An 18980-nucleotide genomic window follows, 5' to 3' on the forward strand; every position below is an offset into this window, starting at 1 on the left:
TCACCACCGGCATCGTCTACAACAGCAAGGCGCCCCTCGTGCCGGCGAGCGGAGAGGATCTCACCAAGGTGGCTACGCCCGCCCTACGCGGCAATCTATCCCGCGATGTCCAGCAAGGACGATACCAGCAACCGACGTTCGTCCTGTGAGAGAACGTCCGAATCGAAGAGGTTCATGCTGCGAAGTCCTTCGATGGCGAGGTAGCAGACCAGCAGCGCCTTGAGGTCCGGCGTCTCTCCCTTGAGGCGCTCGAAAACCTGCCGCCTGAACAATTTTATCGGTGTCAGGAAATCGGGATCCTCGGCGATCGCTGCAAATATCCAGGAAGCCGACGGCTTCGATTCCTCGGTATGTTCGGCCGAAAGCTTGATGTAAGTCGCAAGCGGGCTTTCGCCGCCGACGCCGGCCGTGCGGGCGGACTCCAGCGCCTGCTCGAAGGCGCGCAGGTAATCCTCTACCAGCGCCTGCATCAGTTTCGCCTTGGTCGGGAAATTGTACAGCAAGCCGCCTTTCGACACGCCGGCTCGGCTGGCGACGGCGTCCAGCGACAGGCTGCCGGGCCCTGTCTCGCGTGCCACATCGGCGGCGGCGGCGAGAATCTTATCACGCGAATTTGTTCTGCGGGCCTTCATCATTCGCTCCCCATACTTAGCCTACGCGGAATTGACAAGACCGTCCAGACGGTACAGTAAGATCGCCGTCATTTGAAATCGGGACCAGTCACAGGTATGTGTTTCGGTCATCCGACTGTTATGCCGGGCCATGGCCAAGGGGACTGTTCGTGATCAAGCGTTTCATCATTGCCTTCATTCTGCTCGTGCTGGTGTGCGGCGGCATCGTCGGCTTCAATTTGTTCCGCGACAATGCAATGCAGCAATTCTTCGCCACGATGAAACCGCCGGCCGCGACCGTGTCGACGACAATCGTCAAGCCGACGGAGTGGACGCCGGGCGTCGAGGCGATCGGCACTGTCAGCGCGGTCCGCGGCGTCGACCTGACCGTCGAAACCGCCGGCATCGTCAAGGACATCCTGTTTCACGCCAATCAGAAGGTTGAAGCCAACGCGGGTCTCCTTCAGCTCGACGATGCCGCCGAACGCGCCGATCTCGATGCGACGAAGGCGCAAGCAGCGCTCGACCAGACGGCGTTGACACGCGCCCTTGAATTGCAGAAACGCGATGTCGGCTCGGAATCGACGCTCGATACGGCGCGGGCAGCCGCATTGGCTTCCGCTTCGCGGGTCAACAGGCTGCAGGCGGTGCTCGAGCAGAAGCTGCTGACAGCGCCCTTCAGCGGCACCGTGGGTATCCCCAGGATCGATCTCGGCCAGTATCTCTCACCCGGTACTTCCGTAGTCACCCTGCAGGATCTGGAGACGATGCGGGCCGATTTCTCGGTTCCCGAACAGCAGCTTCCGCTGCTCAAGATCGGCCAGAAGGTACGGCTTGGCGTTGGTGACGGCGAGCTGCCGTTCGCTGGCACCATCCGCGGTATCGACCCGAAGATCGACCCGACCAGCCGGCTGGTGACGGTCAGAGCCGAGGTCGCCAACCCCGAAGGCAAGCTGACCCCTGGCCAGTTCGTGCAGGTGCGCGTCGAACTGCCCGAGGAAAACAACGTGCTGACGGTGCCGCAGACTGCGCTGACCTCCAGCCTCTACGGCGACTTCGTCTTTGTGGTACGTCCCGCAAAGCCCGCCGCGGCCAACGGCGCCGCCCCTGCTGCTCCTGCGAAGCCGGAAGAAAAGCCCGCCACGGATACTGCGAAATCCGCGGCCGAGGCGCGCGCGGCAAAAGCCGAGGAAGAACCGGCGGCAACGCCGGCCGAACCGACGGCGGAAGAACAGAAACCGCAGCTCGTGCTTGCCCAGGTGTTCGTCAAGCCAGGCCGCCGCAATGCCGGCCTGGTTGAGATCCTGGAAGGCATCGCGCCCGGCGACGAAGTCGTTACCGCCGGCCAGAACCGCCTTTCCAACGGCATGTCCGTTGCCGTCGACAACACCATCGATCCGACCAAGCCGGCAGACCAGCAGGCAGCCCAGAAATGAGCTTCTCCGACATCTTCATTCGCCGTCCGGTCCTTTCGACCGTGCTCGCCTTGATGATCCTGCTCCTGGGTTTCCAGGGCATCTTCAGCCTCTCGATCCGGCAGTATCCGGAGGTCGAAGAAACGGCCATCACGATCACCACGGCCTATCCCGGCGCCAGCGCCGACCTGATCCAGGGGTTCATTTCCGCGCCGATCGCCCGTGCCGTCGCTTCGACCGAAAACATCGACTATGTCACGTCGGCAAGCCGGGCGTCCTCCAGCACCGTGACGGTGCAGATGAAACTCGGCTCCAACCCCGACGTCGCGCTGAACGAAGTCCTCTCGAAGGTGCAAGGCGTGCGCGGCGACCTGCCGGACGAGTCCGAAGACCCGGTGATCGTCAAGGGCACCGGCGAGCAGTTCGCGATGATGTATATCTCGATGCAGAATCCGAACATGACGCCGGAACAGCTCACCGAATATATCGAGCGCGTTGTGCGGCCGCGCATGTCGACGGTCGAGGGTGTCGCCGACGTGCAGATCTTCGGCGCCGCCGAATATTCGATGCGCGTCTGGATCGACCCGATCAAGCTGGCGGCGCGCGGCGTGACGGCGGCAGAAGTGCTGACCGCCATCAACGAATCGAATTTCCTGTCAGCACCCGGCAACACCGAAAACGAATACGTCGCTTCCTCGATTACCGTTCGCTCGACGCTGCAGACGCCGGAAGCTTTCGCCGCTCTTCCGCTCCGATCGAAGGACGGCAATGTGGTGAGGCTGCGCGACGTGGCACGCGTCGAGCTCGCCGCAGCGAACACCGACACCAGGGTCACTTTCAACGGCAAGCCCGGCATCTTTCTCGCCATCTTCCCGACGCCGGCCGCCAATCCGCTGACGACGGCGGAGGCGATCCACGAAATTGTGCCGACAATTCAGGAGACGCTGCCGCTCGGCATGACGATCGAGATCGTCTACGATTCGACCGAGCAGATCAGCGCGTCGATCGAGGAGGTGTTCAAGACCATCGGCGAGGCGGTCGCCATCGTCATCGTCGTCATCCTGCTCTTCCTCGGCTCGTTCCGCTCGGTGCTGATGCCGATTGTAACCATTCCGCTGTCACTGATCGGCGTCTGCTTCCTGCTGTTTTCGCTGGGCTATTCGATCAATCTTTTGTCGTTGCTGGCCATGGTGCTGGCGATCGGCCTCGTCGTCGATGATGCCATCGTGGTGGTGGAAAACATCCACCGCCACATGGAGGAAGACGGTTTGTCGCCGATGCAGGCGGCCTTCAACGGCATGCGGGAGATCTCGTCCGCCGTCATCGCCATGACGATAACGCTGGCCGCGGTGTTCGCGCCGCTGGCCTTCACCGGCGGCCTGACCGGCGCACTGTTTCGCGAATTCGCGGTGACGCTTGCCGGCTCGGTGGTGCTTTCGGGTGTCGTTGCCCTCACCGTCACGCCGATGATGTCGGCACGCATCCTCAGGGCCGGCTCGCACAGCCGCTTCCAGCGTATTGTCGACAACACGTTCGGGCGCGTCGAAAACATCTATGAGCGGCTGGTCAGCGGCTCGTTGAAATATCGCCCAGTGACGCTGATGATCGTCATCGCACTGGTGGCCACGACCGGTTTCATGTTCACCAAGACCGCGAGCGAACTGGCACCGGAAGAAGACCAGGGCTTCTTGCTGTCTATTGTGAATGCGCCGCGCTATGCCACGTCGGACTACACCGAGACCTATGTGAACCAGATTCTCGGGCTGATGAATGATATCCCCGAAACCAGGGCGCGGTTCTCCGCTGTTGCGTTCCAAGGCCCGACGAACAACGCCTTCGTCGGCTTCGCATTCAAAGACTGGGCCGAGCGCGCGCGCAGCTCGAAGGAACTTCAGGAAGACATCACCGCCCGCCTTGCCAAGGTGGCGGGCGTCGAGGCTTTCGTCTTCGCCCCGCCGACGCTGCCCGGCTCCGGCGGCGGCCTGCCGGTCACGATGGTGGTGCGCTCGACCGGCGATGCCTCCCAGGTGTACGAAGCGGCCGAGGACATCAAGAACAAGGCGCAGGCCTCCGGTCGCTTCCTCGCCGTGCAGAACTCGATGTCCTACGACGCGCCGCAAGTGACGGTGACGATCGACCGCGACCGCGCCGCGGCGCTCAACCTGCCGATCGCCGACATCGGCCGGACGCTGACCCTCTTGGTCGGTGGCGCCGAAGTGGCGCAATTCGACCGCGAATCCAACAGCTACGACATCATCCCGCAGGTGCCGCAGAACTTCCGCGACAACCCTGAAAAGCTGGCCGAGTATTTCGTGCGCAGCGCGTCGGGCGAGATGGTGCCGCTCTCGGCGGTGGTGAAGATCTCGAACAACGCCTCGCCGGCCGTGATCGAGCAGTTCAACCAATTGAACTCCGCCACGATTTCCGCTCTGCCATTGCCAACCGTCACCACCGGCGACGGGCTGAGGACCATCGAGGACATCGCCAGGGAAAGCCTGCCCGAGACGTTCTTCATCGACTATACCGGCCAGTCGCGGCAGGAGAAGGAACAGGGCTACACGATCATCATCGCCTTCGCGGCAGCCGTTCTCGTTATCTATCTGGTGCTGGCGGCGCAGTTCGAAAGCTTCCGCGATCCGTTGATCATCATGATGTCGGTGCCGCTGTCGATCTTCGGCGCGATCGTGCCGCTCAATCTGGGGCTGGGAACGCTCAATATCTACACGCAGGTCGGTCTGATCACGCTGATCGGCCTGATCACCAAGCACGGCATTCTTCTGGTCGAGTTCGCCAACCAGCAGCGCGAGCTCCACGGGATGCGGCGGCGCGATGCGATCGTCGCCTCGGCCAGGGTGCGGCTAAGGCCGATCCTGATGACGACGGCGGCGATGGCGCTCGGCGTGGTGCCGCTGATCATCTCCAGCGGCGCGGGTGCGGCGGCGCGCTATTCGATGGGCCTGGTGATCTTCACCGGCATTCTGGTGGGGACCATGTTCACCTTGTTCGTGGTGCCGATGTTCTACACCTTCATTGCCAGCAAGGACCTGCCGCATCACGCCGAGAAGCCGGATCCGAAGCTGATGCCGGTCCCGGTTGATTGATTGACAAAAAAGGCCGGAAATTTCCGGCCTTTTTCTTGGGCAGTGATATCCGACCCGCAATATATTTATACCCGGCAGGCGGATAGTCTTTGGTTATCTATTTGACGATGACGATCCGGGTGTTGGCCGGACCAAAAATCTCGACAAGCTGGTAGAAATCGGCGGCGTTGTCCGGATGCAGCCGCACGCAGCCATGCGAGGCCGGGCGGCCGAGACGCTTGACGAAATTGGTCGCATGCACGGCGTAGCCACCCTTGAAGAAGACCGAATGCGGCATCGGCGCGCTGTCGTATTTCCTCGAATACCACATTTGGTGCATGCGGGTCGGCTTGAACGAGCCGGTCGGGGTGACATGCCCCTTGCCGCCGGTCGAGACTTTCCACGCGAAGGTCGGCCGCCCGTCGACCAGGACTTCCATCGTCTGCTGCGAAAGCGAAATCCGCGCCACGATCTGATTGGCGGCCCGATTGGCGGCATGGGCAACGCCGTTGCCGGCGCCGAACAGAAGAACCGTACCCGCAGTGACGGCGGCGGCGATGTTGATGAGCTTGGCGGAAATGCCAGTGTACATGATATCCCCCTGTCTGCCGGGCACGGCCGGCTCCAATTCGATGAGTGGCTTATCGTTGGGTCACGTTTCGAATTGATTTCGCACGGCAGACGTTTCTGTTTCGAATCTGTTTCCTCTGGTTAACGGACGGAAGCCCATCCGAGGGGTTTGCAGGGGTGAATCAAGGACACAACGCCTCGGCTGATCGAGCCCGGATTCCGCAAAAAGCTACTGCCATCTCCAAGCGAAAGTGCGGTTTTCGCTCCTAGGAAAGAAACTTGACTTGGCTCGAAACCAATCTGCAACAAAGCGCGGACTCTAGCGGCATGAGCCGGATACAGGCCACCCGCAGAGTTGACCCAACGAAAACAGCCGGCACAAACGAAGATGAACATGCAATCGAACGCGATCTCCTGGCTCTTTAGGATAAGCATAGCCGCAGCGATCATTGGTGGTGTCGGCACCTTCGCCGGCAACCCGATGACGAAGCTTGCGGAGATGACTTCAGGCGAAGTTTCGACGCTGTATGCCGCACTGTTTTTCGCCACGGTCTGGATCGTGTCCAGTCTGCGCATTAACCGGCTCAAGACCCTCTGGCGGGTCGGTTTTGGGCTGAAGAAGATGCGCGGCCCCTCCGGCAACTTGCAGCCGAGAGGACCGAAGGCCCGCGCCGCGACGGGGGGCTCCGCTGGCGGCGCGGGCACTTCGGGGGTTTCCCTGAACCGAACTTAAAACCAAATTGGGGGACGAAAACGATGAACACGAAATTTGCAGCTTCGGTGCTTTCCGCACTGCTCTACGCACAGGGCCTGCTCGGCTTTGCCGGCCTCGCCACCGTGCTTCTTAGGGATCGTGCCCATGCGAGCGAATTCGTCGCGGCCAGCGAAATGCCGACAGGTCCGTCGCTTCTCGTGGTGCGCTGAGCGCCTGGGCCTGTGGACAGTACGGTGAGGGCCCCGGCCTCAGTCGGCGAACTGCGTCGGCGGATCGAACCGGTAGCCCGCACCCCTTATGGTGGTTATGGTTTCAGTGTCGAGCTTGCGGCGCAGCCGCACGATGCGCGAATCGATCGAGCGATCGAAGGCATCGGCATTTTCGGCGGGCGCGGCGGCAATGATGTCGTCGCGCGTCAAGACCTTGCGCGGACTGGCCAGGAACAATCTGAGCAGCGCCACCTGACCCGGCGACAATTGCTCTTCCGTGCCGGACCGATGCATGACCATGGCCGACCGGAGGTCGACCGTCGCGTTCTCCAGCACCACCAGTTCCCCGGCGTTCCTGCCGCGCCGTGCCAGCAAGCCGCCGATACGGGCGGCGAGTTCCCTGACGTTGAGCGGGCTCTCGACGACGTCGGCGGCGCCGAGTTCGAGCGCCAGCACCTTGTCGACGAGATCGGCCGGCCGGCAGATCAGGATGAAATCCGGCCCGCCCTCGCCGCCATGGCGCCTGAGCAGATCACGCCCTTCCGCCTGGCTGAGGCTGTCGCCGACGACGACGACATCGATGCCCTTTCCGGAAAGCAAGGATTCGGCCTCCCACGGCTGCCGCACCGCGCGCACGTCATGGCCACGCCGTTCGAGATGGTCGGCGAGATCGGTCGCGACCACTTCGGCGACCGAAACAAGCGCGATGACGGATCGTGCAACCATTTTTTTCCACCCTGCAACCGGCAACCGAAGATGAGTGCTGGACATGATGTTTATACCCAATCTACTTTCCGCTGAAAGCGGGAGCGAGAGCATAGTGCGGGCACGAATTGTCATCGTCGAGGACGAGCCCGATCTGAGGGACGCGGTCGCCGAGTATCTCGGCGCCAGCGGCTACGATGTCGCGACGGCCGAGAGTGCCAGCGCCGCGCGAACCTTGCTGGAAACGCAGTCGTTTCATCTGGCCATCCTCGACATAGCCATGCCGGGCGAGGACGGCCTGTCGCTCGGCCGCTGGTTGCGCTCGAAAATGCCGATCGGCATCATCTATGCCACTGCCGCCGGCACCGCGCTCGACCGCATAGTCGGGCTGGAACTCGGCGCCGACGACTACATCGTCAAACCTTACGAATTGCGCGAGGTGCTGGCGAGGGTCCGCAGCGTGCTGCGCCGCGTGCCGCAGCCGGCCGAACCACAGGGCGCCAAGGCTGAAACAACTGCCAACCGCCGTTTCATGAGCTTCGGCCCTTTCCATGCCGATCTCGACGGCCGGTTCGTCACCGGCACCAATGGGACGGTCATCGACATGGCCAAGAGCGAATTCGACGTGCTGGAGGTCTTCCTGACACGTGCCAACCGTTTGCTGACGCGTGCGGCGATCTCCGAGGCGATCGGCTTCGCGGAAGATCCGGAATCGTCACGCGCGGTCGATATCCGCATCATGCGGCTGAGAAAGAAGATCGAGGCGGACCCTGCCAATCCGAAATTCCTGCGCACGGTCCGCGGCGAAGGCTATATCTTCTCGCTGCCGACCGGCGAAAGCAACTGAGCGGCGCGACCACTGGTACCACTGTGGCCGGGCACGACTGTGAAATGACGGCTGACCATGACGGCTGAAGCAGCACGCAGCGGTATGCAAGGCGTCAGGCAGGGCGCGGCGATGGCGGCTGTCCATGTCGTTCGCCGGCTTCGCGAAGCCGGCGACTGGCAGCGCGAGATGGACGGCATCCTTGAAAGGCTTTGCGAGGCCATGGATTGCCAGCGCGGCATCCTGTTTCGGCTGCGCGAGCTGCCCGGCCAGGGCTTTGCCCAGTCGGTCGCGGCCTACTGGATCAACCCGCGATTTGGCGGCGAACTGGCATCGCCAACGGTGATCTTGCAGTCGGTTGTCAATTCGGACCCACTGCTGGAACGGTTGGCGGAGGACGAGCGGCAAGGCAAGATCTTCGCGGGACACACGCGCGACCTCGAAGGTTTTCTGAGAATCGACTTCGAAAAGCAGCACATCAAGTCGTTCCTGTCGGTGTCGGTCTTTGCGCATGGCCATCTGTGGGGCACGCTGGCGGTCAACGACTGCGTCAACGAGCGCGAATGGACCGACGAGGAAGAGGCAACGCTGCACATCGTGGCACTGGCCATAGGCGACGCCATCGAACGATCGCTTTCCGATGCCCATGCCAGCGAAGTCATCCGCCGCACCATGCTGCAGGCTTCGCTCGACGCCATCATCGTCATCGACGAGACCGGTTCGATCATCGAATTCAATCCGGCCGCCGAAAAGATGTTCGGCTACCAGCGCAGCGACATCCTCGGCAAGGACCTGCTCGACACCGTCGTTCCGGAATATTATCGAAAGGGCTATGTGTCGGGCGCCGAATACATGTCGGGCCGCGGCGCGCCGATGGTCGGCCAGCGGATCGAGACCGTAACCCAGAATGCGGCCGGCGAGGTCTTTCCGATCGAACTGACCGCGACCGAGATGCGGGTCGCCGACCGCCGCCTGATTTTCGGCTCGATCCGCGACCTTCGCGACAAATTGCGCGCCGAAGAGGAGATCGGCCGCCAGCGTGAAAAGCTGCACCAGAACGAGAAGATGGCGGCGATGGGCTCGCTGCTTGCCGGCGTGTCACACGAGCTCAACAACCCGCTCGCCGTGGTCGTCGCCCAATCGACGCTGCTGCACGAGTTCGCCTCAGACCCGCAGACCAAGGTGCGGGCCGAGAAGGTGCGAGCAGCCGCCGAGCGGTGCGGCCGCATCGTCAAGAGCTTCCTCTCGATGGTCCGCCTGCATCCCGCGTCGCAGGCCGAAACCGACCTCAACCAGGTGGTCCGCGCGGCACTCGAAGTGACAGCCTACGGCGCCAGGTCAACCGGCATCATTATCGATACCGATTTCGCCAGCGGTCCGCTGCTGGCCATGGCCGACGCCGACCATGTGACGCAAGTGGCTGCCAACTTCCTCATCAACAGCCAGCACGCTCTGGCCGGCATCGGCGGCGACCGGCTGATCAAGGTACGCACGTTTCGCAGCGATCGCGGCAATCCCTGTTTCTCGGTCGAGGACAACGGGCTGGGCGTGCCGGAAGCGATACGCTCCCGCATCTTCGAATCCTACTTCACCACCAAGCCGGTCGGCGTCGGCACCGGCATCGGCCTGTCGATCTCGAAATCGATCATCGAACGGCACAATGGCGATGTCTGGTTCGAGGAAGTTCTGCCGAGGGGCGCCCGTTTCGTCGTCCAGTTGCCGGCGATCGCCGCCGGCGCGGCCGCCGCCGGCGAAACCCCGTCGCGCTCGAGCGGATTGCGCCATGCGCTGATCATCGACGACGAGCCGGATGTCGCCGCGTCGCTGTCCGACATTCTGGAATTGATGGGCATCAAGTCGCGGATCGTGCCGGCCTGGGCATCGGCCGCCGCGACCTTGACCGGCCACATGCCACCGGACATTGTCTTTTCCGATCTGCGCATGCCCGGCACCAGCGGCATATCAGTCTATCGCGAACTGCTCGCCGAAAAGCCTGATCTGGCGCGGCGCTTCGTTCTGGTCACCGGCGACCTGATCGGAGCGAAAGCCGAAATCGAGGCGTTGCCCGCGCCGCAGCGTCCGCAAATCCTGGAAAAGCCGTTCAGCACGCTGGACGTGCGCGGCGTGCTGTCGGCCATTGCCGAGCAGGCCGCCTTGGGCAGCTAGAACACTGGCGGAAATCGGTTTTTGAAAAAATCCGATGCTCAAACAAAGGGCAGAGAAAAAAGACTCCCAGCCGAGGATGCGGCGGGAGCCTGCCTGGAGCGCTGGAGGGTCGCTCGGGGGCATCAAAAAACGTTCGGCGTATGGGTCAGCGGCGCGGCATTGGCGATCACGCGGACCGCGCGAGCCTTGTGAATGCCGGATTGCTCGGCGATGACGCGCAGGCAGTCCGCACTTTCGGCGCCCCAGGCCTGCCCCTTGCAGACAAAATCGATCTCCGGCATCGGCAGACGCGCGGTCTTGGTTGTGGTCGGCGCGCCGTTGACGATGTTTGCCGGCGGGTTCAGTGAAGCAAAGGCTGGACCGACCGTCGGCGCGAAGGCCATGCCGACGAACGCGGCGGCGCCCAGCACCACGAACAGCGCCATCGGATGGTCGTTGGCGCGCCGGCGCAGCGCCAGCTTCGGCCGCCGATCGTTGCGCTCCGCCTGCAGGCGGGCGCTGTAGGCAGACTGGATTTTCGTATGCATCGCCATTCCCTTCATTGATTTTCTTTTTCTGTTGAAAGGAACTTAGCCGCACCCGGTAACGGACGAACGACGCGCGCAAACTGACCGTGTAACAGATTTGAAACGGGAATTCGGGCAGTACCGGGCATATTCGGTCATGCGAGGGCGAGGGAGTTCGTTGCCGAACTGTTTCATGCAGTCGCATGTTCACGGGATCAAATCACGCCGCCGCTCTGGCCCGGCGACGTCCGGTCGCCACCTTGAGACGCCTCTTCTGCGACCATGAGGCGCTTTTGACTATTGCGTATTGAATTTCGAGAGGATTTTCTGTGCAGCAGTGCGCCCAGCCACGATTGCGCCTTCGACATAGCCCGGAAATGACGGAGACAATTCCGAGGATGCGAAATACACTGGCGGGGCGCCGGCCAGGATGGTTTGTTCGGCGTCGGTGGCACTTGTATCGATGATGAGATCGCTGTAGCCGCCGCCGCTCCAGCGATCGTCGGTCCAGTCGCGACATGTGAAATCGGTGAAGCTGCCTGCATCCGTGCCGAGCGCCTCCTTGAGCCGCGCCGTAACCTCCGCGCGCAACGCGGCATCTCCCAATTCCCGCCAGCGTAGGGCAAGCGGCCCGCCGACGAAGACGACCAACGCAGGGTGGCCGCCATCCTTGCTGACGTCACAGGCAAAAAGGGCCGGCGGATCGCGCCACATCACCATGCCGCTCAAGCCCTTGGCGCGCCAAAAGGCTGTGGGGTAGCGCACCTGCATTTTGATCACCGCGCCGCTTTGCCAGACACCGAGGGCCTTTTCCAAGGCAACCGGCAGCGGCGGCGCGAAATCCAGCTTCGAAGCCATCATAGGCGGCATGGCGATCAGCGCCGTTCGCGCTGTGATCGAGCCCGTCGTCGACGCGAGACGAACGCCTCCCAGTCTGCGCTCGATCGTTCTGACCGGCGTGTTCAATCGCAGGCGGTCGCCGAGATCGCCAGCCAGATCATCCGCCAGAGACTGCATGGTTTCGTGCACGAAATACTGCAGTTCCGACACTTCATTGGTGATACGACGGTCATTGTTGATGAGGTGCCAAAGCGGCAGTTTTTCGAGCGCCTGGCACCACAGGCCCTCGATCATCGAGCGAAAAGCCGCCTTGGCCTCACCGGGATCGTTCTGGCGATCGAGCCATGCGGCGACGGTCAAGCCGGCAATAGTCGGATCGGCCGGTGCAATCGCGTTCATGCGGTCGCGGATCGCCATCGAGGCGCAGTAGATTCGCTCGGCTTCCTTTTCGCCCGTCCGCGGCTGGGCAATGACTTCGCCCTTAACATAGGTCTCGACCAACGTCTTACCGCGCGTTCGCACCAGGGCCATCAGTTCCGGCATGTCCTCGCACAGGAACTGACCGCCGCTGTCGATCAGCTCGCCAAGCCCATTCCACTTGGCCTCGACCCGCCCGCCGACGCGGCCGCGCGCCTCGAGCAGCACAAAATCAATGCCGGCCCTGTTCAATTCATGCGCGGCCGACAGGCCGGTAAAGCCGGCGCCGACGATGGCGACATCGGCTCGTACGGTCTGGCGCTTCAAGAGCCGGCCCTAAAGTTCTCGAAGTCCGCAATCATCCGCGGCTTGAGCTCCGGAGACAACGGTCTTGTCGAGATCATCAAAACCCCGCTCGATCGATATATTGCAGGTCGCTGGCTACTCTGCCGGGCGACACGCTTTAGCCGATGGTCTTTTCCAGCATACTGATCCAGTTGCGATAGGCGATCTTCTCGATCAGCGCGCGACCGAAGCCGCGCTCGGCGAACGCATCGAGCAGCTTCGGCAGGCCGGTGACGTCGCCGATCACAGCCGGGATCATGGCGCCGTCGAAATCGGACCCGAGGCCGACGCCGTCTTCGCCCAGCGCCTGCAGCAGCGAATCGACATGGCGCACCATGATGTCGAGACTGGTATCGGCATTCATCCTGCCGTCCTCGCGCAAAAACCCGGTCGCGAAATTCAGCCCGACCATGCCGCCCGACTCGCGGATCGCGCCGAGCTGCCAGTCGGTGAGGTTGCGGGAATGGCCGCAGATCGCATGGACGTTCGAGTGGGTCGCCACCAGCGGTGCGTCGCTGATCTCGGCGACGTCGCGAAACCCCTTTTCGTTGAGGTGCGAAAGATCGACCATGATGCCGAGCTGGTTACAGGCCTTGACCAGTGCCTTGCCGGCATCGGTCAGGCCAGGTCCGGTATCGGGCGTCGACGGGAAACGGAACGGCACGCCGTGGCCGAAAGCGTTCGGGCGGCTCCAGACGATGCCGAGCGAGCGCAAGCCGGCCGCATGCAGCACGTCGAGCATTGTCAGTTCGGGGTCGATCGCCTCAACGCCTTCTATATGGAACACCGCCGCGATCGACCCTTGCGCCATCGCGTTTCGCACGTCGCCGGCGCTGCGGCAGACGGTGAGCGCCGACGCTCGTTCCAGCCTGAACAGGATCGAGGCCATCGCGATGGTGGAGGCGAGCGCGTCGGCGCGCGGAAGCTCGGGCGGCAAGGGCTCAGTATCGCTCGGCGCAGGAGGAACCGCACTGCGCTTGGATTTCTCGAGCGGCGGCGGAAAGATCGCGAACATGCCGCCGGCAAAGCCGCCCTTTTTCGCACGCGGCAGGTCGATGTGGCCGCCCTGCGTTCCCTCGATGAACAGCTTTTCGACATCCGCGTCCTTCGACTGATGGAGCCTGAGCAGCGTATCGTTGTGGCCGTCGAAGACGGGAACAAGGTCGGTTTCGGTCATCAAGGGATCATTCGGTTCGATTGGTCGGGCGGCAATATACCTACTTAGGCAAGGCGACACCCACTAGGCAAGACAACCCACCGGGTAGGACAGGCGATCTGCGCAAATGCCACAGCGATGGATGCCCTTGCGGCTGCCCGCCCTCAACCGTCACCGCGGGCTAAGGCCTGTGGTAGGACCAGCGCTATTGCTTCAGCACGTCGGCCCATTCCGGGTGACGATGGAACTGGGCATTGGCGAACGGACAAAGCGGGATGATCTTCTTGCCCGCCGCGCGCGCGTCCTCGACGGCGCGGGTAACGAGGCGAAGCCCGGCGCCCTGGCCGCGAAACGCATCCGGCACCTCGGTGTGGTCGATGATGATCTGGTGCTCGCCGATCTTGGTGAAGGTCATCTCCGCCTCGGCGCCATCAGGCCCGCGCAAGAGATAACGGCCCTTGGAACCGCGATCCTCCAGTTCGATCTCCGGCAATTGGTCAAGCATTGCTTACGCTCCTTCTACCGGCGTAGCGGACAGGAACCGCCGCGCCGCCTCGATCTCGTTCGACTGCACCTCATGGCCGCCGTCGTGCCACTCCACTGTGACATCGGCGCCATCGGCGCGCAAATAGGCTTCGAGCCGAGCGGTCAGGTTGGGCGGACAGATCGGATCGCGCCTGCCTGCTGTGACCAGGATGCGGCGGCCGGCGAGACTTCCCTCGATTTCCGGCTCGAACGGAATCAGCGGATGCATCAGCACCGCCGCGTCGAACAGAGAGGGCGCCGCGAACACCACCGAGGCCAGGATGTTGGCGCCGTTGGAATAGCCGAGGCCAAGCACCGACGAGGGCTTTGCCGCCTCGACATGTGCCTTGACGAAGCCAACCATCTTGTCTGTCGCCCGCGCCAGATCGTCCATGTCGTAGACGCCCTCGCCGGTGCGGCGAAAGAAGCGCGCGGCACCGTGTTCCGAGACATCGCCGCGCGGCGATACGATGGTCGCCTGCGGCGCGAGATCACGCCCGAGCGACAGAAGCTGGCTCTCGTCGGCCCCAGTGCCATGGAAGACGAAGAGCAGCGATCCATCAGGCGAACCGGACAGTGTCTTGTAGATGTAAGCGTCCTTGCTCATTGCCTTGTCCTCAGCCTTCCAGCTTTTGCAGATGTTGCTCGAGATAGGGCCGCAGATGCTGGTGCTGCGACGGCAGCTTCAACGCCTCGCCGAGATGGGCGGTGTCCTCGTCGCGGTCGAAGCCCGGCTCGTTGGTGGCGACTTCGAACAGCACGCCGCCCGGCGTGCGGAAATAGATCGCCCAGAAATAGTCACGATCGATCACCGGCGTCACCTGATAGCCGGTGTCGATCAGCGCCTTGCGCACTTCGAGCTGCTTGGCGCGGTTTTCGACGGCGAAGGCGACGTGGTGGACGGAGCCGGCGCCGAGATCGGCAAAAGCGGCGCCCGGCAGCGATTCGATGTCGACGATATTGGCGCCGTTGCCGTTCTTCACCGCCAGCCTTTTTACAGTGCCGGATGTGTCGACTTCTTCATAGCCCATGAATTTCAGCAGCTCTTCCGTGGCGCCGCCATCCTTCAGCCTGAGCGACACCGAGTGAAAGCCGCGGATCGCCTCGTCGGAGGGAACATCGCCCTTCGCCCACGGCGTACGGGTGTCGGCGTTGTTCTCGACCAGCGCAAACCCGTCGCCGTCGGGACCGGCGAAGCCAAGGCGCTTCTCGCCGAAGCTCTCGTCGCGCGAGAGGCCGGCGACGCCCTCATCGGCAAAACGCTTTTCCCAATAGGCAAGCGTGCCTTCGGGCACCGAATAGATCGTTGTGCCGACTTCGCCGACGCCGTGGCGGCCCTTGCCGATGTTGGGGAAAGGAAAATAGGTCATCACCGAACCGGGCGTGCCGACCTCGTCGGCATAGTAGAGATGGTAGACATCCGGCGCGTCGAAGTTGACGGTTTTCTTGACCCGGCGCAGGCCGAGCTTTTTTGTGAAGAACTCATTGTTCTGGCGTGCATCCCTGGCCATCGAAGTGACGTGATGCAGGCCCTTGATCTGGTCGAGCATTTCCTGCTCCTTCCCTTGTCCTGTGCGGCCCATGCCGCGCTCCACGCCAATATGAGGACCCGCCGGCCGACGGCAAAGGTCGCAAACACAGAATGGACTGTGCTCTATAAGTGAACAATAAGACAACTTTTGTTCACCGTTTCGCGAACACCTCAGGCTTGCGTCGCCACAAAAATTCGGCTCCATGAGCGGCACGTTCTCAATGAAGGATACAGCATTGGTCAGAAAAGACAGACGCCCGAATGTTCTCCTGATCACCTGCGATCAGTGGCGCGGCGAGTGCCTGTCGGCGGCAGGCCACAAGGTGGTGCGGACGCCGAATGCCGACGCGCTCGCCGCCGAGGGTGTACTGTTTCGACAGCATTATGGCGGCGCGGCGCCGTGCTCGCCGGCACGCGCCTGCCTCTACACCGGCCTCTACCAGATGAACAACCGCGTCTGCCGCAACGGCACGCCGCTCGACGCCCGCCATGGCAACATCGCGCTCTCGGCGCGCAACCTCGGCTATGATCCGACGCTGTTCGGCTATACCGACGTATCGCCCGATCCGCGCACGCTGGCGCCGGGCGACCCGCGGCTGAAAAGCTACGAAGGCGTGCTGCCCGGCTTCACCGTGCGCCAACTCCTGCCGGAGCACCAGAAACCATGGCTGTCGTGGCTCAAGGCGCGCGGCATCGATAGCGGCGCCGGCTTTCCCGACATCCATCGCCCAGCCGACGAGCATGGAGGCACGACCGACAGCGCAGTGACCAACGCGCCACCCGTCTACTCGAAGGACGAATCCCCAGCCGCTTTCCTGACCGGCGAATTCCTCCGCTGGCTTGGCGAACAGGAGCGCGATACACCGTGGTTCGCGCATCTTTCCTTCCTCAGCCCGCATCCGCCGTTCATCGTGCCAGAGCCCTACAACAGCAGGTATGATCCTGCCGAGGGACCGGCTTTCCACCGCGCCGTGAGCTGGCAGGCCGAGGCAGAATGCCATCCCTACCTTGCCTACAACCTTAACCTGCAGGAGCGTTCGAATTTCCGCCCCGGCGCCGAGGGCAAGGTGCGCGATTGGGGCGACGACGATTTTCGCCGCATCCGCGCGCTCTATTACGGCATGATCTCGGAAGTCGACGCGCAGCTTGGCCGTATCTGGCAGGCAGTCAAGGCAGCGGATGCCTGGGATGACACCATCGTCGTGCTGACCTCCGACCATGCCGAAATGATGGGCGACCATTACATGCTGGGCAAGGGCGGCTTCTTCGACGGCAGTTATCATATTCCGCTGATCGTCCACGACCCGCGTCGCCGCAAAGCGGCCGGCGCCAGCGTCGACCGCTTCACCGAGGCGGTGGACATAGCGCCGACCTTGCTCGATCTGCTTGGCGAGGAAACCCCGCCGCATCTCGACGGACAGTCGCTGAAGCCGTTCCTGGATGCCACGGAGCCGGACAACTGGCGCGAGGCCGCGCATTGGGAGTTCGATTTCCGCTCGATTGCCGATGGTCATGCCGAGCGCCATTTCGGCATCGGTCCGCGCCAGTGCAATCTGGCCGTCATCCGCACGAAGGAATTCAAATATGTACATTTCGGCGGCGGCCTGCCGCCGCTGCTGTTCGACCTGGAGCAGGATCGGGACGAACTAACCAATGTCGCTGCCGATCCGGCCTATCTGCCGGTCCGGCTGGAGCTTGCCGAAAGGTTGCTTGCCTGGCGGGCCGAACATCTCGATCAGTCGCTGGCGCTTGCCGAACTGACCGAGGACGGCGTTGTCGGCCACGTCGCCGGCCTGCCACCTTTCCAGTCATAAGAAAGGCCCGCGCCTTTGCCGGCACGGGCCTCCTTCGTCGTTGGAGTAAACTAGCGCATCATCATGCGCTGGGTGTCGCGGTTTTGCGCATATGTGGCCTTGTCATAGGGGGCCTGCGCCTCGAGCTGCTCCTTGGTGAAGTTCGTGTAGAGATAGCGCTTGCCATCCTTGTCGGTCATGAATTTCAGGTTATCCATGCCGATCGCCACTTCCTTCTCGCCAACGCCAAGGAAACCGCCGACGTCGATGATGACGGCATCGACCTTCTTGTCGCCCGTCAGCACGACGTCACCAATCTCACCGACGTTGACATCATTGGCGCCATAGACGGTGGTGCCAACCAAATCCTCGGACCGGATTTTGTCGACCGGCATTTCGGTCAGCGCCGACTTGTCGATCGCCGCGGTCTGTGTCTGGTCGGGGGTTGCATCAGGCGCTGCTGCAGCCGGAGCCTCGGCTGTCTTGTCCATTGGAGCCGGAGCAGCGGTGTCAGGCGTTGCCGCCGGAGCTTCCGCGGTCTTCTCCGCCGGGGCTGGAGTGACAGCAGGGGTGGTGGTCACCGGCGCCGGCGTCGCCGCGTCAGTCGATGCGGTTGTCGCCGGGGCGGGATCATAGGGCTCGCGGTTGAACTCCGGCAACGCCTCCAGACCCTCCCTCGTGGTCTCGGCTACCAGCCAGCGATCGCCATCCCTTTCAGCCCACTTGGCCTTGTCGAACTGATAGGCGACATTCTTTTCGCCAATCTCAAGGAAGCCGCCGACGCCGATGATCAGCGACTCGGCCTTGCCATCCTTGGCCAGGACGATGTCGTTCACGTCACCGATGTTTTGAGCGTCGTCGCCAGTGCCGTTGTAGACGGTTTCGCCGATGATATTGGTGGCAAGGTTACCGTCGGCACGCTTCACGGGTTCGGCCGGAACCGGTTCGACCGGAGCCGCCGGAGCGTTCTGTGCGGTGGTATCGGTCGTGCCAGAAGGGGCTGGAGGAGCCGTAGCCGTGGTGTCGGTGGCCGCAGGAGGCGGATCGTAAGGCCTGCGGTCGAAGTCCGGCTGAGCCATCAACTCATCCTTTGTAGTTTCGGCGATCAGCCAGCGGTCGCCACCCCGTTCGGCCCATTGCAGCTTGCTGTAGTCGAAAGTGACATTCTTGGCGCCGACGCCAAGAAAGCCGCCAACACCGATGACGACGGATTTCGCCTGACCGTTTTCATCGAAGACGACATCACTGACATTACCGATGTTCTCGGCATCGTCGCCTGTGCCGTTATAGACCGATTCACCGACGATGTTGGTTACCAGGCTGCCCTCGGCGCGTGGAATGGGCGCAGCCGGAGCGGTCTCCTGAACCGCCGGATCCTGGGTCGGCGCCGGGGTTGTGGCTTCCTGCGCATACGCACCAGTCGCAATCAACGCTGCCAGTGCGGTGGTGGTTAAAAGGGTGCGGATCATCATAATCCTCCTCGAGCGTTATTTCGTTCACGCCACGAGCCGCCGGGTGGGAGATTGGTCGCGGCGTTACATATTCACAACGTCGTGACCGCGCCGTTGTT

The 18980-nt window shown here is 62.7% G+C and carries 17 protein-coding genes; 7 read left to right on the top strand and 10 right to left on the bottom strand.

Annotated elements, in window-relative coordinates:
- Positions 1-95: 95 nt before the first annotated feature.
- Complete coding sequence (locus AC0L3I_RS00140) at positions 96-632, bottom strand: TetR/AcrR family transcriptional regulator (RefSeq protein WP_473525570.1); 537 nt, start codon at positions 630-632, stop codon at positions 96-98.
- A gap of 149 nt (positions 633-781) precedes the next feature.
- Between AC0L3I_RS00140 and AC0L3I_RS00145 the strand changes: the two genes are divergently transcribed.
- Together AC0L3I_RS00145 and AC0L3I_RS00150 are read left to right on the top strand one after the other, a co-directional pair.
- On the top strand, positions 782-2047 hold the full coding sequence (locus AC0L3I_RS00145) for an efflux RND transporter periplasmic adaptor subunit (protein ID WP_473525571.1): 1266 nt from the start codon (positions 782-784) through the stop codon (positions 2045-2047).
- Complete coding sequence (locus AC0L3I_RS00150) at positions 2044-5127, top strand: efflux RND transporter permease subunit (RefSeq protein WP_473525572.1); 3084 nt, start codon at positions 2044-2046, stop codon at positions 5125-5127. The genes AC0L3I_RS00145 and AC0L3I_RS00150 overlap by 4 nt, the downstream gene beginning before the upstream one ends.
- 97 nt (positions 5128-5224) lie before the next feature.
- Here the strand turns inward: AC0L3I_RS00150 and AC0L3I_RS00155 are convergent, their stop codons facing one another.
- Complete coding sequence (locus tag AC0L3I_RS00155) at positions 5225-5698, bottom strand: L,D-transpeptidase (RefSeq protein ID WP_473525977.1); 474 nt, start codon at positions 5696-5698, stop codon at positions 5225-5227.
- 366 nt (positions 5699-6064) lie between these two features.
- On the opposite strand from AC0L3I_RS00155, the gene AC0L3I_RS00160 reads away from it, so the two are divergent.
- Together AC0L3I_RS00160 and AC0L3I_RS00165 are read left to right on the top strand one after the other, a co-directional pair.
- Positions 6065-6409 carry a hypothetical protein gene (locus AC0L3I_RS00160; protein WP_473525573.1) on the top strand — a complete coding sequence of 115 codons (345 nt, stop codon included), beginning with the start codon at positions 6065-6067 and terminating at the stop codon, positions 6407-6409.
- Positions 6410-6432: 23 nt separating this feature from the next.
- Positions 6433-6600, top strand: a complete 168-nt coding sequence (locus AC0L3I_RS00165) for a hypothetical protein (RefSeq protein ID WP_123150255.1) — start codon at positions 6433-6435, stop codon at positions 6598-6600.
- A 39-nt stretch (positions 6601-6639) separates the two neighbouring features.
- On the opposite strand, the gene AC0L3I_RS00170 is transcribed toward AC0L3I_RS00165, so the two are convergent.
- Complete coding sequence (locus tag AC0L3I_RS00170) at positions 6640-7326, bottom strand: response regulator transcription factor (protein WP_123150254.1); 687 nt, start codon at positions 7324-7326, stop codon at positions 6640-6642.
- Between the two features lie 46 nt (positions 7327-7372).
- On the opposite strand from AC0L3I_RS00170, the gene AC0L3I_RS00175 reads away from it, so the two are divergent.
- The gene (locus AC0L3I_RS00175) at positions 7373-8152 is read left to right on the top strand and encodes a response regulator (RefSeq protein ID WP_065007517.1); all 780 of its coding nucleotides are present in this window, start codon (positions 7373-7375) and stop codon (positions 8150-8152) included.
- Between the two features lie 57 nt (positions 8153-8209).
- Positions 8210-10297, top strand: coding sequence for a GAF domain-containing sensor histidine kinase (locus AC0L3I_RS00180; RefSeq protein WP_473525574.1), 2088 nt, complete (start codon positions 8210-8212; stop codon positions 10295-10297).
- A 122-nt stretch (positions 10298-10419) separates the two neighbouring features.
- Here the strand turns inward: AC0L3I_RS00180 and AC0L3I_RS00185 are convergent, their stop codons facing one another.
- From AC0L3I_RS00185 to AC0L3I_RS00210, 6 genes are all read right to left on the bottom strand, one after another.
- Positions 10420-10824, bottom strand: coding sequence for a hypothetical protein (locus AC0L3I_RS00185; RefSeq protein ID WP_473525575.1), 405 nt, complete (start codon positions 10822-10824; stop codon positions 10420-10422).
- A gap of 276 nt (positions 10825-11100) precedes the next feature.
- Positions 11101-12387 carry a flavin monoamine oxidase family protein gene (locus AC0L3I_RS00190; RefSeq protein WP_473525576.1) on the bottom strand — a complete coding sequence of 429 codons (1287 nt, stop codon included), beginning with the start codon at positions 12385-12387 and terminating at the stop codon, positions 11101-11103.
- Between the two features lie 136 nt (positions 12388-12523).
- A complete protein-coding gene (locus AC0L3I_RS00195) occupies positions 12524-13582 on the bottom strand; it encodes a dipeptidase (RefSeq protein ID WP_473486916.1) in 1059 nt (352 codons plus the stop codon).
- Between the two features lie 184 nt (positions 13583-13766).
- Positions 13767-14066, bottom strand: a complete 300-nt coding sequence (locus AC0L3I_RS00200; protein ID WP_095494371.1) for a GNAT family N-acetyltransferase — start codon at positions 14064-14066, stop codon at positions 13767-13769.
- 3 nt (positions 14067-14069) lie between these two features.
- Positions 14070-14693, bottom strand: coding sequence for an alpha/beta hydrolase (locus AC0L3I_RS00205; RefSeq protein WP_473525577.1), 624 nt, complete (start codon positions 14691-14693; stop codon positions 14070-14072).
- A gap of 10 nt (positions 14694-14703) precedes the next feature.
- Positions 14704-15636 carry a VOC family protein gene (locus AC0L3I_RS00210; protein WP_473486991.1) on the bottom strand — a complete coding sequence of 311 codons (933 nt, stop codon included), beginning with the start codon at positions 15634-15636 and terminating at the stop codon, positions 14704-14706.
- A gap of 217 nt (positions 15637-15853) precedes the next feature.
- Here AC0L3I_RS00210 and AC0L3I_RS00215 point away from each other — a divergent pair, with 217 nt between their 5' ends.
- Complete coding sequence (locus tag AC0L3I_RS00215) at positions 15854-17431, top strand: alkaline phosphatase family protein (protein ID WP_473486918.1); 1578 nt, start codon at positions 15854-15856, stop codon at positions 17429-17431.
- Positions 17432-17481: 50 nt separating this feature from the next.
- Here AC0L3I_RS00215 and AC0L3I_RS00220 read toward each other — a convergent pair whose 3' ends face one another.
- The gene (locus AC0L3I_RS00220; protein WP_473525578.1) at positions 17482-18879 is read right to left on the bottom strand and encodes a PRC-barrel domain-containing protein; all 1398 of its coding nucleotides are present in this window, start codon (positions 18877-18879) and stop codon (positions 17482-17484) included.
- Positions 18880-18980 lie beyond the last annotated feature (101 nt).

Source organism: Mesorhizobium sp. WSM4840 (assembly GCF_055811755.1).

What these genes read in the sequence shown, in the direction of transcription:
- AC0L3I_RS00220 (WP_473525578.1), bottom strand. Translation starts at nt 18,879, where the DNA reads ATGATCCGCACCCTTTTAACCACCACCGCACTGGCAGCGTTGATTGCG.
- AC0L3I_RS00195 (WP_473486916.1), bottom strand. Translation starts at nt 13,582, where the DNA reads ATGACCGAAACCGACCTTGTTCCCGTCTTCGACGGCCACAACGATACG.
- AC0L3I_RS00155 (WP_473525977.1), bottom strand. Translation starts at nt 5,698, where the DNA reads ATGTACACTGGCATTTCCGCCAAGCTCATCAACATCGCCGCCGCCGTC.
- AC0L3I_RS00210 (WP_473486991.1), bottom strand. Translation starts at nt 15,636, where the DNA reads ATGCTCGACCAGATCAAGGGCCTGCATCACGTCACTTCGATGGCCAGG.
- AC0L3I_RS00185 (WP_473525575.1), bottom strand. Translation starts at nt 10,824, where the DNA reads ATGCATACGAAAATCCAGTCTGCCTACAGCGCCCGCCTGCAGGCGGAG.
- AC0L3I_RS00165 (WP_123150255.1), top strand. Translation starts at nt 6,433, where the DNA reads ATGAACACGAAATTTGCAGCTTCGGTGCTTTCCGCACTGCTCTACGCA.
- AC0L3I_RS00150 (WP_473525572.1), top strand. Translation starts at nt 2,044, where the DNA reads ATGAGCTTCTCCGACATCTTCATTCGCCGTCCGGTCCTTTCGACCGTG.
- AC0L3I_RS00170 (WP_123150254.1), bottom strand. Translation starts at nt 7,326, where the DNA reads ATGGTTGCACGATCCGTCATCGCGCTTGTTTCGGTCGCCGAAGTGGTC.
- AC0L3I_RS00180 (WP_473525574.1), top strand. Translation starts at nt 8,210, where the DNA reads ATGACGGCTGAAGCAGCACGCAGCGGTATGCAAGGCGTCAGGCAGGGC.
- AC0L3I_RS00205 (WP_473525577.1), bottom strand. Translation starts at nt 14,693, where the DNA reads ATGAGCAAGGACGCTTACATCTACAAGACACTGTCCGGTTCGCCTGAT.
- AC0L3I_RS00175 (WP_065007517.1), top strand. Translation starts at nt 7,373, where the DNA reads ATGTTTATACCCAATCTACTTTCCGCTGAAAGCGGGAGCGAGAGCATA.
- AC0L3I_RS00160 (WP_473525573.1), top strand. Translation starts at nt 6,065, where the DNA reads ATGAACATGCAATCGAACGCGATCTCCTGGCTCTTTAGGATAAGCATA.
- AC0L3I_RS00200 (WP_095494371.1), bottom strand. Translation starts at nt 14,066, where the DNA reads ATGCTTGACCAATTGCCGGAGATCGAACTGGAGGATCGCGGTTCCAAG.
- AC0L3I_RS00140 (WP_473525570.1), bottom strand. Translation starts at nt 632, where the DNA reads ATGAAGGCCCGCAGAACAAATTCGCGTGATAAGATTCTCGCCGCCGCC.